The organism is Amycolatopsis sp. NPDC051372 (genome assembly GCF_040682095.1).
GTDB lineage: Bacteria > Actinomycetota > Actinomycetes > Mycobacteriales > Pseudonocardiaceae > Amycolatopsis.
On record NZ_JBFBAF010000001.1, the window covers coordinates 649944 to 664076 of the forward strand.

The 14133-nt window shown below is 71.6% G+C and carries 17 protein-coding genes; 10 read left to right on the top strand and 7 right to left on the bottom strand.

What is annotated here, in order from left to right; all coding sequences use genetic code 11:
- Window positions 1–131 precede the first annotated feature (131 nt).
- Window positions 132–428: a WhiB family transcriptional regulator gene (locus AB0M56_RS02990; protein ID WP_364170386.1), complete on the top strand. Its 297-nt coding sequence runs from the start codon at window positions 132–134 to the stop codon at window positions 426–428.
- Window positions 429–454: 26 nt separating this feature from the next.
- Here AB0M56_RS02990 and AB0M56_RS02995 read toward each other — a convergent pair whose 3' ends face one another.
- From AB0M56_RS02995 to AB0M56_RS03005, 3 genes are read right to left on the bottom strand one after another with little or no spacing between them, the layout of a single operon-like run.
- Window positions 455–1579: an ArsA family ATPase gene (locus AB0M56_RS02995; RefSeq protein WP_364170388.1), complete on the bottom strand. Its 1125-nt coding sequence runs from the start codon at window positions 1577–1579 to the stop codon at window positions 455–457.
- Window positions 1579–2583: an ArsA-related P-loop ATPase gene (locus AB0M56_RS03000; RefSeq protein ID WP_364170390.1), complete on the bottom strand. Its 1005-nt coding sequence runs from the start codon at window positions 2581–2583 to the stop codon at window positions 1579–1581. Before AB0M56_RS03000 ends, AB0M56_RS02995 begins: the two co-directional genes overlap by 1 nt.
- Window positions 2584–2605: 22 nt before the next feature.
- A complete protein-coding gene (locus AB0M56_RS03005; protein ID WP_364170392.1) occupies window positions 2606–2854 on the bottom strand; it encodes a hypothetical protein in 249 nt (82 codons plus the stop codon).
- 296 nt (window positions 2855–3150) lie between these two features.
- Here AB0M56_RS03005 and AB0M56_RS03010 point away from each other — a divergent pair, with 296 nt between their 5' ends.
- The 7 genes from AB0M56_RS03010 to AB0M56_RS03040 all read left to right on the top strand — a co-directional run bounded on the left by AB0M56_RS03010 (window position 3151) and on the right by AB0M56_RS03040 (window position 7559).
- Window positions 3151–3312, top strand: coding sequence for a hypothetical protein (locus AB0M56_RS03010; protein ID WP_364170394.1), 162 nt, complete (start codon window positions 3151–3153; stop codon window positions 3310–3312).
- 11 nt (window positions 3313–3323) lie between these two features.
- The gene (locus AB0M56_RS03015; protein ID WP_220244881.1) at window positions 3324–3779 is read left to right on the top strand and encodes a RidA family protein; all 456 of its coding nucleotides are present in this window, start codon (window positions 3324–3326) and stop codon (window positions 3777–3779) included.
- Window positions 3779–4408, top strand: a complete 630-nt coding sequence (locus AB0M56_RS03020; protein WP_220244880.1) for a hypothetical protein — start codon at window positions 3779–3781, stop codon at window positions 4406–4408. Before AB0M56_RS03015 ends, AB0M56_RS03020 begins: the two co-directional genes overlap by 1 nt.
- A gap of 37 nt (window positions 4409–4445) precedes the next feature.
- Window positions 4446–5591 carry a hypothetical protein gene (locus tag AB0M56_RS03025; RefSeq protein WP_364170397.1) on the top strand — a complete coding sequence of 382 codons (1146 nt, stop codon included), beginning with the start codon at window positions 4446–4448 and terminating at the stop codon, window positions 5589–5591.
- Window positions 5592–5706: 115 nt separating this feature from the next.
- Window positions 5707–6531 carry an NUDIX hydrolase gene (locus AB0M56_RS03030; RefSeq protein WP_364170398.1) on the top strand — a complete coding sequence of 275 codons (825 nt, stop codon included), beginning with the start codon at window positions 5707–5709 and terminating at the stop codon, window positions 6529–6531.
- Window positions 6532–6534: 3 nt separating this feature from the next.
- Complete coding sequence (locus AB0M56_RS03035) at window positions 6535–7308, top strand: MBL fold metallo-hydrolase (RefSeq protein WP_364170400.1); 774 nt, start codon at window positions 6535–6537, stop codon at window positions 7306–7308.
- Window positions 7305–7559: a glutaredoxin domain-containing protein gene (locus tag AB0M56_RS03040; protein WP_220244876.1), complete on the top strand. Its 255-nt coding sequence runs from the start codon at window positions 7305–7307 to the stop codon at window positions 7557–7559. Before AB0M56_RS03035 ends, AB0M56_RS03040 begins: the two co-directional genes overlap by 4 nt.
- 59 nt (window positions 7560–7618) lie before the next feature.
- On the opposite strand, the gene AB0M56_RS03045 is transcribed toward AB0M56_RS03040, so the two are convergent.
- Window positions 7619–8821 (bottom strand): carboxylesterase family protein, encoded by a 1203-nt coding sequence (locus AB0M56_RS03045; RefSeq protein ID WP_364170403.1) that lies wholly within the window; start codon window positions 8819–8821, stop codon window positions 7619–7621.
- 5 nt (window positions 8822–8826) lie between these two features.
- Window positions 8827–9678 (bottom strand): VOC family protein, encoded by an 852-nt coding sequence (locus AB0M56_RS03050; RefSeq protein WP_364170406.1) that lies wholly within the window; start codon window positions 9676–9678, stop codon window positions 8827–8829.
- A gap of 101 nt (window positions 9679–9779) precedes the next feature.
- Between AB0M56_RS03050 and AB0M56_RS03055 the strand changes: the two genes are divergently transcribed.
- Both AB0M56_RS03055 and AB0M56_RS03060 read left to right on the top strand, forming a co-directional pair.
- Window positions 9780–10334, top strand: coding sequence for an AsnC family protein (locus AB0M56_RS03055; protein ID WP_364170409.1), 555 nt, complete (start codon window positions 9780–9782; stop codon window positions 10332–10334).
- Window positions 10309–10761, top strand: coding sequence for an Lrp/AsnC family transcriptional regulator (locus AB0M56_RS03060; protein WP_364170411.1), 453 nt, complete (start codon window positions 10309–10311; stop codon window positions 10759–10761). Before AB0M56_RS03055 ends, AB0M56_RS03060 begins: the two co-directional genes overlap by 26 nt.
- Before the next feature lie 98 nt (window positions 10762–10859).
- Here the strand turns inward: AB0M56_RS03060 and AB0M56_RS03065 are convergent, their stop codons facing one another.
- Entirely contained in the window at window positions 10860–11924 is a 1065-nt protein-coding gene (locus tag AB0M56_RS03065; protein WP_364170414.1) for a DNA polymerase III subunit beta, read from the bottom strand.
- A 64-nt stretch (window positions 11925–11988) separates the two neighbouring features.
- Complete coding sequence (locus tag AB0M56_RS03070; RefSeq protein ID WP_364170417.1) at window positions 11989–13251, bottom strand: MFS transporter; 1263 nt, start codon at window positions 13249–13251, stop codon at window positions 11989–11991.
- Between the last annotated feature and the right edge of the window lie 882 nt (window positions 13252–14133).

Below are 14133 nucleotides of genomic sequence, written 5' to 3' on the forward strand. Positions count from 1 at the left end.
ACCGAACGGCGGCAGCGGCACCGGGGAGGTGCCGTCACCGACGTGAGAGCTAGAGGGAGACACGCTCGCGGGGGTGGGAGCGGGAGCTTCACCTTCGCTGGTGTCGAACACCAGGGTAGGGAGCTGGGGGTATGGAGACCAACCAGTCGAGCTGGCGCATGAGCGCGTCGTGCCGGGATGCGGATCCCGACGGGCTCTTCGTGCGCGGGGCCGAGCAGAACCGGGCGAAAGCCGTGTGCATGGGGTGCCCGGTTCGCACGGAATGCCTCGCCGAGGCACTCGACGGCCGGATCAGTTTCGGTGTCTGGGGTGGCATGACCGAACGCGAGCGCCGCGCGTTGCTGCGCCGGCGTTCCGATGTCACCAGCTGGACCGAGCTGCTGGAAGCCGCAAAGCGTGACGCGGTGGAAAGCGCGCAGGTCAGCTGACCGGCTCGTGAGTGGCTGAGCCGAGCTCAGTCACTCACGAGCTTGGTCCCGATGTCGCGCAGACCTTCGAGGTCGTGCACGTCACCGGCCAACGCCGGCACTCGCACCAGCGGCACTTCGGGATGTGCTTTCGTGAACCGCGCCAGCAGCCGGTTCTCGCGCTCGGCCAGCGCCACGCGGTCGGCGTGCAGCCGCAGCACGGCCTCGGCCAGCGGCGCGCTCGTGTCACCCTTCTGCAACGACTCCGCGGCCGCGATCGCCTCCGATGCCGAAAGCGACGCGAGTACCGGGTGCGTCCGGTTCGCGACGAGACCTGCGAGCGGCATCGACTCACCCGCGAGCCGCTCGACGAAGTACGAAGCCTCGCGCAGCGCGTCGGGCTCCGGTGCGGCGATCACGAGGAACGACGTGCCGCTGGAGCGCAGCAGCTCCGCCGTCTTGCGCGCCCGCTCGCGGAACCCGCCGAACATGCTGTCGAAGGCCTGCATGAACGCCGACGCGTCGGCCAGCAGCTGGCCGCCGATGATCGTCGACACGGCCTTCGCGAACATCGAGAACCCCGCGCTGACGACCTTGCGCAGCCCCCAGCCACCCGCCTTCGCGGGGCCGGTCAGCAGCCGGATCATGCGCCCGTCGAGCGCGCTGGACAGGCGCGTCGGCGCGTCCAGGAAGTCGAGCGCCGAGCGGCTCGGCGGCGTGTCGACGATGATCAGGTCCCAGTCGTCGGTGGCGGCGAGCTGACCCAGCTTCTCCATCGCCATGTACTCCTGCGTGCCGGAGAACGACGTGGAAATGGTCTGGTAGAAGGGATTCTGCAGCAGCTGCTCGGCGCGCTCGGGGCCGGCGTGCACGCGCACCATGTCGTCGAACGTGCGGCGCATGTCGAGCATCATCGCCCACAGCTCGCCCTTGGGCTCGAACCCTTCCACCCGCACCTGACGCGGGTGGTTGCCCAGCTCGCGCAGCCCCAGCGCCTGTGCCAGCCGGCGCGCCGGGTCGATGGTCAGGACCACCGTCTGCCGGCCGCGCTCGGCCGCGCGCAACGCGAGCGCCGCCGCGGTGGTCGTCTTGCCGACACCGCCGGAGCCGCAGCACACGATCACGCGGCTCTCCGGGTCGTCGAGCAGGGCGTCGACGTCGATCAGCGTCATCAGCGCACCCCCTGGTCCAGCAACGCTTCCGCGAGGTCGTAGAGCGATGCCACGTCCACGCCGTCGGTGACCTCCGGCAGCTTCAGCGTCGGCAGGTCCGCCTCGGCGAGCTGCTCGCGCGCCCGCTGCTCGGCGGCCACGCGCACGGCGTGCTCCACGGTCTCCTCCACCAGCGCGTCGAGCGTCCCGTCCGGCAGCTTCAGCCCGGCCGATGCGAGGCCCGAGCGCACGCGGCCGGCGTCGACGCGACCGTCGGCGGCCGCCGTGACGGAACGCGCGGGCAGGCGCGGCGGGCGCACGCGGTTGACCAGTACGGCGCCGGGACGCAAGTCGGCACCGTCGAGCTCCGCCACGGCATCCACCGTCTCGCGCACCGGCATCTCCTCCAGCAGCGTGGTGAGGTGGATGGCGGTCTCGCCCGAGTGCAGCAGCCGCACGACGCCGTCGGCCTGGCCGCGGATCGGGCCGGTTTTGGCGAGGTCGGTCAGGGCCTTGGTGACGTCGAGGAACTTGACCACGCGGCCGGTGGGCGGCGAGTCGACCACCACGGCGTCGTAGGTGTGGCGGCCGTCGGACTCCGTGCGGCCCACGCACTCCTTGATCTTCCCGGTGAGCAGGACGTCACGAAGACCCGGCGCGAGCGTCGTCGCGAACTCGATCGCGCCCATCCGCCGCAGCGTCCGGCCGGCGAAGCCCAGGTTGTAGAACATCTCGAAGTACTCGAGCAGCGCGGCCTCGACGTCGATGTGCAGCGCGCGCAGCTCGCCCCCGCCGGGGACGGACGCGATGCGCTGCTCCGCGTACGGCAACGGCTCCGTGTCGAAGAGCTGGGCGATGCCCTGGCGGCCCTCGACCTCGATCAGCAGCACCCGGCGGCCCTCGCGCGCGAGGGCCAGGCCCAGCGCCGCGGCGAGGGTGGTCTTGCCGGTGCCGCCCTTGCCGGTGACGAAGTGCAGCCGGGCCCGGGTGAGCTCGTCGGGCCAGCCGGCGGAGGGTGTGGTCACACCGTCAACACTAAACCGGCGCTCAGCCGGCGAGCACCATGACGCCGACCGCAGCCGCGACCGCCGCGACGAGGATCCAGGTGAGCGCGCCGGGCAGCACGGTGAGCGTGAGCACGGCCACCACCACCAGCGCCGTGAACGTGATCGCGCCGCTGACCGCGACCCGGGCCGAGCTGTTCACGTGGTCGCGCACCTTGGCCATCACCACGAGCACGAGCGGCAACCCGGCCGCGCCGAGCAAGGCGGTCGCGACGATCCGCCACGTCTCCACCCCGCCAACGGTAGCTGCTGTGACGGGCGCCTTCACGGACGCAAAGCCTCCAAGGCGCCCTTCACCGATCTACCTGGCCAAACCAGCCCAACCACACCGCGAGATCGCGCCGGCTCCAAGGCGATCTCGCCCGCCCCGGCGGAGCCGGGGCCAAAAACCCTGTGAAGTGGACCACATTCACCGACGGTCGGTGAGTCGTTCACCTGGACGGGTGCACCTGTGTTCCCCTGAGCGGCCCGGCCGTTGGACGGCGGCGGCCATGACCGCCCTTGCCCGCTTGGCTACGCTCCCGGGTCATGAGCGCCACCAAATGGGAGTACGCGACCGTCCCCCTGCTGATCCACGCGACGAAGCAGATCCTCGACCAGTGGGGCGAGGACGGCTGGGAGCTGGTCACCGTGCTGCCGAACCCGAGCGGCGAGCAGCACGTCGCGTACCTCAAGCGCCCGAAGACCTGAGGGGACCCGTCGTGACCTGGACTTCCCGGCTCGCCGAGCTCGGCATCGAACTGCCCGGCGTCGCCGCGCCGCTGGCCGCCTACGTGCCGGCTGTGCAGAGCGGCTCGCACGTCTACACCTCCGGCCAGCTGCCCTTCGTCGACGGCACGCTCGCCGCGACCGGCAAGGTCGGCGCGGAGGTCAGCCCCGAAGAGGCCAAGGGCCACGCCCGCACCTCCGTGCTCAACGCGCTGGCCGCGGTACACGCGCTCGTGGGCATCGACTCGGTGACGCGGATCGTCAAGGTGGTCGGCTTCGTCGCGTCCGCGGAGGGCTTCACCGGCCAGCCCGCGGTGATCAACGGTGCGTCCGAGCTGCTCGGCGAGATCTTCGGCGACGCGGGCAAGCACGCCCGCTCGGCCGTCGGCGTCGCGGAGCTGCCCATCGGGGCGCCCGTGGAGGTCGAATTGATCGTGGAGGTGAAGTGATGGACCCCGACATCGAACAGTCGCTGCACGAGCTGCTGATCCGGCTCGCGGGCCGCACGCCCGACCAGCTCCTGTGGCGGTTCCGCGACTGGCTGGGCGAGGGCGCGATGGGCACGCTCGCGCGCACGCTGCCCAGGTCTTTGCTTAAGCACAGGATCGATTTGGACCAAACCGAGTACCGCCTGCTCGTCGCGGGTCTCATCCCGCACGGCGCCGACTGGCACCAGGTGAGTTCCACCCTGGGGGTAGACGACGTCACCGAGACCAGGTACACATTCACACCGAGTGCGCCCGAATGGGTGAACTCAGTCGACTCTGTGTCCGTCTTGCTCCACGCAACGTTGCGAGGACGCGCGGATGTGGGGGAAGTGCGGCAAAGCTGGCGACACCTCGGTGTGGTCGGTGAGGGTGGGGCCAAGCGAGTCCTGCTGGTGACGGCGACGTCCGGGCTGCCGAGGCTCACCGGCGAACTGCAGCGCGTGCTGCGGGTGCTGGGGGACGAGGAACCGAGCGTCGAGGTCATCCCACCGCGCTTCGACCTTCCCGGGTACCACCGGGCCGCGCTCGCCAATTCCGAGCTGGTCTGCGTCGGCGCCGCGGGTTCCGGTAATCGACTCGTCGCCGCTTAACGCTCGAGCCGCCAGGCGAGCTGGGAGGAGCAGAGCAATGGTGGAGGTTCACGAAGGCCCGCCCATGGACGGGTTCTCGGTGCCCCTGCGCCTGCACAACTTGTTGCTGGCCCTGGCGGGCCGCATCGACGACAGCGCGCTCACCGAAGCGCGCGAGCTGATCGCCCGCGCGCACATCGACGAAGCCGTGGAACTGACGACCGGCACGCTCATCGCGGGCCGCATCTCCGTCAGCTCGGCCGAGCAGCGCGAGCTGGCGCTGGTGCTCGAGATGAGCCGGTCGGACGCGACGCTCGCCAACGACCTGCTGGTCGACGAGGCCGAGCAGGTCCACAGCCACCGTTTCACCGGCGACAACCAGCCGGAGTTCGGGCTGGCCGAGGCGCTCGACCGCACCCTGCAGGTGCTGCCGGACGTCCGCTCGGTGCACGCGGTGTGGCGCAACACCCCGGCGGGTTCCGTGCCGGGTGCGCTGCCGCAGCGCGTGGTGCTGGTGGAGCTGGGCCCGGAGGGCAACCCGCCCGCGGTCGCGTTCCGCGTCGACACGGCCCTGCGCCGCGCCGGCATCCGCTCGGTCGTCGAGGTCAGCGGCCCGGGTGTCGCGCGGTCCGCGTACCACCAGTCGGCCGCGTCCGTAGCCACGCCGGTGTGGGTCACCGGCAGCACGCACACGACGACCTCGGACTACCGGCCCGAGCCGGTCGTGACGCCATCGCCGGCTCCGACTCCGGCACCCACCCCGGTGCCGACGCCCGTGGTGGAGCCGGTGGTGATGGAGGCTCCGAGCCGGCACAGCATCCGGCAGGCGCCCGAGGCCGTCGCCCCCGTGGTGCCGATCGTGCAGAACGCGCCCACCCCACCGGTGGACAACTCGCGCAAGTCGCGGTCGGAGACGCGCGCCGAGCGCACCGCCGACCTGACGCCGGCCGAGGTCGCCCAGCTGCGGCAGGCGCTGGCCGAGGACCCGGAGAAGGGCCGCGAGATCGCCGCGGGCAAGCCGAGCATGCACGAGGTCGTGGAGCTGCCGGCGCTGGACCTCGACGACCCGAGCCTGTCGGAGCGCGACCGGGCGCTGCTGCGGGAGCTGCACGAGGAGTTGGCCGAGCGCGAACGCGCCGAGGCGGCCCGGCTGCGGCTCAACGGCGCGTCCCGTTCGGGTGGCGACCGCTGGTCGTCGTCCTGAGGTTCTGACGTTGCGATCGCAGCCCCGGGCCCCGCGTGGGTCCGGGGCTGCGGTGCGTCGGTGACATGTCACAACTTGTGGGCGTGAGGTCACGGGTGCGAGGTATGTTGCCTCGGTGGATCGGCCGCGTGAGTTCCTTTTCGACATCCCCGTAGGGGCCGGAGTCAGCACGAGGGCGAACGCCGACGGCCCACCTGTGAAGCCCAAGGACGCCGCCACGGTGATCCTCACCCGCGACGGCGCGGACGGTCTCGAAGTCTTCCTGCAGCACCGCGTGAAGGGCATGCCCTTCGCCGGCGGCATGACCGTGTTCCCCGGCGGCGGGGTGGATCCGCGCGACGCCGACGCGTCCGTCGCGTGGGCCGGACCGCCGCCGAGCTGGTGGGCTGCGCAGTTCACGTGCGACGAGAGCCTCGCCCGCGCGCTCGTGTGCGCGGCCGTGCGCGAGACGTTCGAGGAGTCCGGCGTGCTGCTGGCGGGCACGGAAGACGCGGTGGTCGCCGATGTCGCGCCGTACGCCGAAGCCCGGAAAGCTCTGGAGAGCAGGGAAATCTCGCTCGCCGCGTTCCTCGCCGACGCCGGGCTGACGCTGCGGGCTGACCTGCTGCGGCCGTTCGCCCACTGGGTCACGCCGCCGCAGGAACCGCGCCGCTACGACACTCGCTTTTTCTCCGCGAAGCTGCCCGAAGGCCAGCGCGCGGACGGTGCGACCTCCGAGGCGCACGCCACGGGCTGGCAGCGCCCGTCGGCCGCGATCGGCGACGCCCGCGAAGGCCGCCGCATGCTGATGCCCCCGACGTGGCTCACGCTCGTCGAGGTCGACGAGTTCGCCTCGGCCGAAGCCCTGCTGGCCGCTCCGCGCGAGATCGTGCGGACCATGCCGACGCTCATCAAGGAAGGCGACCGCTTCCGCGTCGTCCTTGACCCGACGGAGGTCTGACCGGTGACTGCTCCCGCGTACGGCGTGCTTCGCCGCGTCTCCGAGACTGCGCAGGTGCTGCTGGAGAACAACCCGTCGACGATGACGCTCGAGGGCACGAACAGCTGGGTCCTGCGTGGTCCGGACGCGTCGGCCGGCGTGGTTGTCGACCCCGGGTACCACGACCTGGAGCACCTGGAGAAGCTCGCGGCTGTCGGTGCCGTGGAGCTCGTGGTCCTGACCCACCACCACGCTGACCACGCCGAGGGCGCGCCGTGGTTCGCCGAGCGCGTGGGCGCGCCGATCCGGGCGTTCGACGCTTCGCTGTGCGTCGGCGCCCCGGCCTTGGCCGACGGTGAGGTATTCACCGCGGGCGGGCTCGAGTTCCACGTGCTGCACACGCCCGGGCACACCGACGATTCCGTCTCCCTGCACGTCGCCGGCCAGATCCTCACCGGCGACACGATCCTCGGGCGCGGCACGACCGTGCTCAAGGACCTCGGCGATTACCTGCGGTCGCTGCGCAAGCTCATCGAGCTGCCCGACGGCACGCCCGGCCTGCCCGGCCACGGCCCGGACGTGGCGGATCTGCCCGCGACCGCACGCGAATACCTGGCCCACCGGGAACAGCGGCTGGACCAGGTGCGTTCCGCCTTGAAGGTGCTCGGGGCCGACGCGTCGCCGCGACAGGTGGTCGAGGTGGTCTACGCGGACGTCGACCGGGCGCTGTGGGCGCCTGCAGAAATGAGCGTGCGGGCGCAGCTGGACTACCTACGTGCTTCGGAGGACGGGCGATGAGTGACGTCGAGGTCGAGTTCTACTGGCGGCCGGGCTGCGGCTTCTGCGCGGCGCTGCGGCGGCCGCTGATGGCGAGCGGCCTGAACGTCAAGGAGATCAACATCTGGGAGGAGCCGGGTGCGGCCGAGCGTGTGCGCGAGGTGGCGAACGGCAACGAGACCGTACCGACTGTGATCGTCGGGTCGACCGCGATGGTGAACCCGTCGTTCGCCGAGGTCGAGGCGGCGGTGAAGGCTGCTTCGGCGGCCTGACGGCGTGGGAAGGGCCGCTCACCGGGCTGGTGAGCGGCCCTTTTCGCGTTCGGAACCGATCAGAACGCGGTGAGCAGCGGGGTGTCGACGACCGGGCGTTCACCGTGGAGGAACTGAGCCCACACTCGGCGGAGGTCGTTGATCTCGGGCAACCCTTCGGGGGCGCCCGCGAGGCAGGCGGCTTCCGGCGCGGCGTCGTGCGTGCCGAAGAGGAACGGGACGTCGAGGCAGTGGCAGGCCCCGTACGGATTACCGGGGGCGGACCAGTCGAAGCGCACGAGGGTCGCGTCTTCGCCGAGTTGCTTGGTCAGCCGTGGGAGGTCGCCGCTGAAGAGGGCGGCCGTCTGCTGATCGACTTGGGCTTGGGGCGCTGCGGGATCGTAGGCGCGGACTTCGTCGCGGGTCCAGCTGACGAGAGCGCGGCCGGGTTTCGAGGCGGCGATCAGGTCCTCGGCCACGAGGTCGTGGTCGGCGACGAGCTGGAACGGCGGCGCGATCCCGGTCTTGACCTGGGCGGCGAGTGTCTTGAGGCCGTCGAGCAGCTGAGCCGTGGGCATCGTGGTGAGCTCTTGGGCGCTGGTCGCACCGAGGGCGTGGAGATACTTCTCCGCCCAGCCCGCGGCTTCGTCCGGGGTCTGCGGCGCCAGGCCGACCGGCGCGCTCTGCAGCCCGATCTGGTGCATCAGGCCCTGCGCGCGAGCTGCGGACCAGAGGGTGAGCGTCGACTGGGCGCCGGCCGACTGGCCGGCGAGCGTCACGCGTGCGGGGTCGCCGCCGAAGGCCGCGGCGTTGTCGCGCACCCACTCCAGCGCGGCGAGCTGGTCGGCGATGCCGAGGTTGGGCGGCGCGACGCCGTCGAGCGGGAGGAAGCCGAACACACCGAGGCGGTAGTTGAGAGAGACCACGACGACGTCGGCCTCGTTCGCGAGGCGCGTGCCGTCGTACCAGCCCTGGCCGCCGGAGCCGGTGAGGAACGCGCCGCCGTGGATCCACACCAGAACCGGGCGCGAGCCGGTGGTCGAGGGCGTGAAGACGTTGAGCGACAGGCAATCCTCCGACTGCGCCAGCGTCATCGGCCCGACGACGGGCTCGAGACGCGACGGCAGCTGGATAGCCGCCGGGCCGGGTTCCAGTGCGTCGCGCACGCCTGTCCACGCGGGGGCTTCGGCCGGCGGCTGGAAGCGTTCCTGACGGGCGTAGGGGATCCCGCGGAACGCGCCGCCCGCGCCGCGGACCAAACCGGCGGTCGTCTCGATGATCATCACGGTCACCTTTCCACGAAACCGAGGGCCGCACCGCCCGCGTGGGCGGCGGGGACGAAGAAGCCGCCGTCGCGAAGATCGACGGTGGGAAGGCCGGCGTCGGCGGCCAGTTTCCTTGCGGGAGTGAGGGTTTCGACGGCGACGGTCTGCGCCGCGAAGTACGGCAGGCGGGGTGCCTGCTCGCCCGGGAGAACGTCGTCGAGCCGAGTCGCCGGGACGAGGTCGAGCCGCCCCGTGCTCAGGGCGAAGGAGTTGTCGGCGGGCTTCTGGTCCAGGATCTGTTCGTAGCGCCGGGTGTAGGCGGGCAGGTCGGCGTCGGCGACGACGAGCTGGACGCTGTCGAGACCTTTCGCCGTGTTGGCATGGCTGAGGAACTGCGGCTGGAACACGTACTCCGGCGTGAGGTGCTCGGCCGTGTGCAGGATGCCTTCCGGCGTGCGGTCGCGGAGCAGGTGGACGCTGCGGAACCGCGCGGTGCGGGGTCCTTCGGGGGTGTCGACGTCTCGTTGCAGGGAAAGCACGCCGGACTTCGACAGGCCGGCTTCACGCAACCGGCGCTCGGCGGCCTCGGTGTCGGGGACGCCGAAGGACACGCCGTGCAGGCCGTCGCCGCGCGCGACGATCGGCAGCACGTGCCACGGGTCGCCCGCCTTCGCGTCGACGATCCCGATCAGCTCGACGAACGAGCCGCCGAAGTAGGCGCAGCGGTTGGCCGTGCAGCTGAGCGTCGGCTCGCTGCCGCTGGTGCCCGCGGCGAAGTGGCGCGACGGTGGGCTGACGGTGAAGCCGAGCTGCTCGTAGAGCTGCCAGACGCGCTCGTAGTGCTGGGCCAGGAAGACGGTGTGGTCGAGGTTCATTCGCGGCTCCTTTCGGTGACCCAGACTCTCGTCCGTGCTGGTGATTCAGGCTGCTCATTCGCTCCAAGTGCTCTGAATCCGACAGGGAATAGGCTGATCCGGTGGATTCACCTCAGCTCGACGACCTCGACCGCCGGCTGACGCACGCGTTCCAGCTCGACGGGCGCGTGCCGTTCAGTCGCCTGGCCGAGGTGCTGGGCGTGTCGGACCAGACCGTGGCGCGCCGCTACCACCGGCTGCGTTCGGCGGGGGTGGTGCGGGTCGTGGGCGTGCCGGAGGTGACGAGGCTCGGGCGCGTGCAGTGGCTGCTTCGCGTGCGCTGCATGCCCGACGCGGCCGGCGTGATCGCCACGGCCCTGGCGCGGCGCGACGACACGTCGTGGGTCAGCCTGACGTCCCGGCGGCACGGAGATCGCCTGCTACACCTCGGCGCCCCGGCAGGAGGCCGACGAGGGTCTGTTGCTCGGGCAGCTGCCGCGCACGCCGCGCGTGGTGTCGGTGACGGCGCATCGGCTGCTGCGTCGCTTTGCCGGTGGTCCGGCGGGCTGGCCGGGCCGGGCGAGTGCGTTGGACGCCACTCAGGTCGCCGCGCTGACCCCTGTCTGGGACGGCCGCGCCAGTGGGGGCACCGTGTCGCCGCGCCTGGAGCCCGGTGACGACGCCCTCTTCGCCGCCCTGGCCCACGACGGCCGCGCCGCGCTGGCCACCCTCGCCGCCGCGTCGGGACGCTCCGAAACGACCGTCCGCCGCCGCCTCGAGCACCTGCGCGCCACGGGCGCCCTGTACTTCGACGTCGAGGTCGACGCCGCCCTGCTCGGCGCGTCCCTGTCGGCCCTGCTGTGGCTTGGCGTCACCCCGTCCCGCCTCGACGCCGTCGCCCGCGAGGTGGCGACCTACCCGGAAGTCGCGCTCGTCGCCGCCACCACCGGTCCGACCAACCTGACCCTCAGCATCGGCTGCCGCGACGACGACGCCCTCTACGACTTCCTCGCCACGCGCCTCGGCGCCCTCCCCGGCGTCCACCAGGTCGAGACGGCGCCGATGATCCGGACGATCAAACGCTCGGGCAGCTGGACCGGCTAGTGAGTTCGCTCAGCCAAAGATGGCGCCGATCGAACCGCCGGGCCAGACTCCACTCCACAATCGACCACGCCCGCGTCGGCGTAGCCGACGCAAACGATTCAGCGCAGCATCGGCATGAGGTAGTACGTGAGGCTCACCTCCTGCGCCTCCGCCGCCGTCAGGACGCACGCGCGCAGCCCTGGCTGGATCGACAGCCGCACGGTGGAGTCCGCGAAGGGCGCGAGGGCGTCCAGGAGATAACGCGCCTGGAACGACGGCGAGGTGCGGCCACCGCAAACGTTTGCCTTGAGGGTTTCCTCGGCTTCGCCCGTGTCGGCGCGAGTGCTGGCGAGGCGGACGTGCGCGTCGCCCACCTCGAGGGTCAGGACGCGGCGGTCTTCGGCGTAGACGCCGACGCGGCGGATGGCCGCGGCGAGGACGTCGGCGGGCAGCTCGACCTCCGTGTCGACCTCGCCGGACGGGATGGCGTCGGCCGACAGGAACCCCGCGTCGAGGACGGCGGTGGTGACGGTGCCGCCGGCCCAGCCCAGGCCGAAGTGGCCGGTGTCGGCGTGAAGGGTGAGCGTGCCGGCGGCGTGGCGCGTGGCCTCGGTCAGCAGGCGCGCGGGCACGAGCACGTCGAGCGGCCCCCACGCCGCTCGCAACGGCACGCGCGCCACGGCCATCCGGTAGCGGTCCGAGGCGGTGAGCACGAGCGTGTCACCGGAGCTCTGCACGCGCACCCCCGTGAAGAGCGGCAGCGGATCGTCCTTGGCGGCCGTGCCCGCGACCGTGCGGACCGCGGCCGCCAGCAGCTCCCCGTCCACTTCGGACAACCGCGGTGGCTGCGGGGGCTCCACGCGCGCACCCCGGTCCAGCAGCGGCAAGGCGAAGCGCGCCCCTGCCACGCGCACCGCCAGCCGGCTGCCTTCGACGACCAGGCGCACCTGGTCGACGTCCAGCATCTTCAGCGTCTCGGCCAGCGGCGCCGCCGGTACGAGCACCTCCCCGTCGGTGTGGGACGTCGCCGGGCACGCCAAGCGCACGGACAGGTCGCGGTCGCTGCCGGCGACCTCGAGCCCGTCCGCGTCGGTGCGCAGCCGCAGCGCGGCCTGCCTCGGGAGCAGGCGCGCGGCGGCGTTCACGGCCGTGGACAGCGGCCGTGCCGGTGACGTCAGATCCATGCCCGCGAAGCTAGCGCGGGCCACCGACAAAAACCGGCAACGATACCGCTGACCTCCTGAAACGTCAGTGGCCGGCGCCCACGAGCTCACCCGAGCCGGTCGGCTCCGCGGCCGGCGCGCGCACCGTGCCGCGCATCAGCCACACCACGACCGCCAGCGCCACCCCGGCCACGCCGGCGGCCAGGAACGACGCGCTCGGGCCCGAGTGCTCGACCAGGTAACCGCTCACCGACTGGCCCGCGGCCAGCCCCAGCGTCACCGCCGTGAGGACCCAGCCGAAGGCCTCCGCGGCCGTACCACGCGGCGCGACGGTCTCGATCGCCGTCGAGTGCGTGGTCGACTGCGGCGTGATCAGCGCGCCCGCCAGCAACATCAGCAGCGCCAGCGCCCACAGCGACGACGGCAGCGCCAGCAGCGCCACCAGTGCGCCGAACCCGCCCAGCAACGCGGGTAGGCGCAGGCCCAGCCGGCGCGGCCAGGGGTGCAGGCTGTACGCCACGCCGAACGCCACCGACGTCAGCGACCACGCCGAAAGCAGCAGCCCGCTCAGCGCCGCGTGCCCGGACTCCGTCGCGGCGGCCGGCACGGCCACCTCGACGAACCCGATCACCACACCGAAGCCCAGCGCAGCCACGGCCAGCGTCCGCATGCCCGGGCTGGCCAGCGCGCCCAGCAGCCGCGTCTTCGCGCGCGGAGCCGGGCCCCAGGCGCGCACGGCGGGGCTCAGCGCGAACACCGTCGCGCCGGTGACCATCGCCGCGGCACCCGCGACCATGCCCGTGCCCGCCCACGGCGCCGTGATCAGCAGACCCGCGATACCCGGGCCGAGGATGAAGAACACCTCCATGCTGATCGCTTCGTACGAGAAGGCCGCGTTGCGCGCAGGGCCTTCCGGAATCAGCTTCGTCCACAACGCACGCGAGGCCGACCCGATCATCGGCTCCGACAGACCCGTGGCGGCGGCCAGCGCGACCAGCAGGAACGTCGGCGTGTGGGCCTCGATCGCCAGTGCCAGCGCGACCATCGACAGCGCGAACAGTCCCACCGTGACCAGCAGCGGACGTGTCGGCCCGTAGCGGTCGATGAGGCGCCCCTGCACCACCGCGCCCACGGACACGCCGGCGAGCGAGCTGGCGGAAACCAGCCCGGCGGCGGCGAACGAGCCGGTCTCGCGCTGCACGTAGAGCAGCGCCGAGATGCCGATCATCGCGATCGGCAAGCGGGCGAGCACCGACGCGACGACCGGGCGGCGAGAGCCGGGGGCGCTCAGTGCGGCACGGTAGTCGGCGAGTGTGGTGCGACCTTCGGAGCGAGCAGAGTGGGACACGCGTACCAGTATGCCTGCGAGTGGTACGGAAGTACCAGTTGTTTTGAGGTCAGGTGCGTCACCTCCATCGAACGGCTTCGGTTACGCCGCAGAGGTCTCGATCCCGTAACGCTCTATGGATTCTCAGTGAACTAGTGCAACGAAACGGCCGAAGCGGCGTCCTTGAGAGTGAATGGCCTTGAATTCGTGGGTAGTGGCCATGATGGTTGAGAAACAGCACATCCCAACTCCCTCCGGCATACGGGTCGGGGCCTGAACCGGAGGGCGGGGAGCGCGGGTCGTCGGGGGATGGTCCGCGCGAGGCAAGGAGCCGGTGCGCCACGTCGGGGGTGGCGCCCGGCTCCCTGTCTTTTGCGGTGTCTTTGGCGTCGGCTCCGCCGCCGCGTGCGGGATCGCCTCAAGCCGATGTCTTCGCTTCTGCCTTCGCCGGCTGGGGCCGTCGAAAGCAGAAGCGAAAACACCGGCGCGATCCCGCCGGGTGGTCCACTCAGTTTCCCTGTTGTGGAAGAAAAACGCGCCGCGACACGGCCCGGTCGACAGGATGCCGCTCGTGTGGGGGACGCCCATAAAGTCTGGAGCCCAGCTGTAGCCCCAAAAGCCTCAGAAGCGACGAAAGCCACCCGGCGCCGGTAGGGCGAGGGTGGTTTTCGTCGCAACGAAGAGTGGGTGCGTGGTGACCGCGGCCGCGGGATCGCGCCGACTTCTGGACTGAGCGGTTTTCGCGCGGCCCCTGGGCCGCGCGATCCTGCGGCTCAACGAGCCGACGGCCGGCAAGGTCGTGTTCGACGGCACGGACGTCGCTCAGCTCAAGGTCGAGCAGCTGCGCAAGGCGCGCCGGCGCATGCAGATGATCTTCCAGGACCCGATGTCGAGTTTGGACCC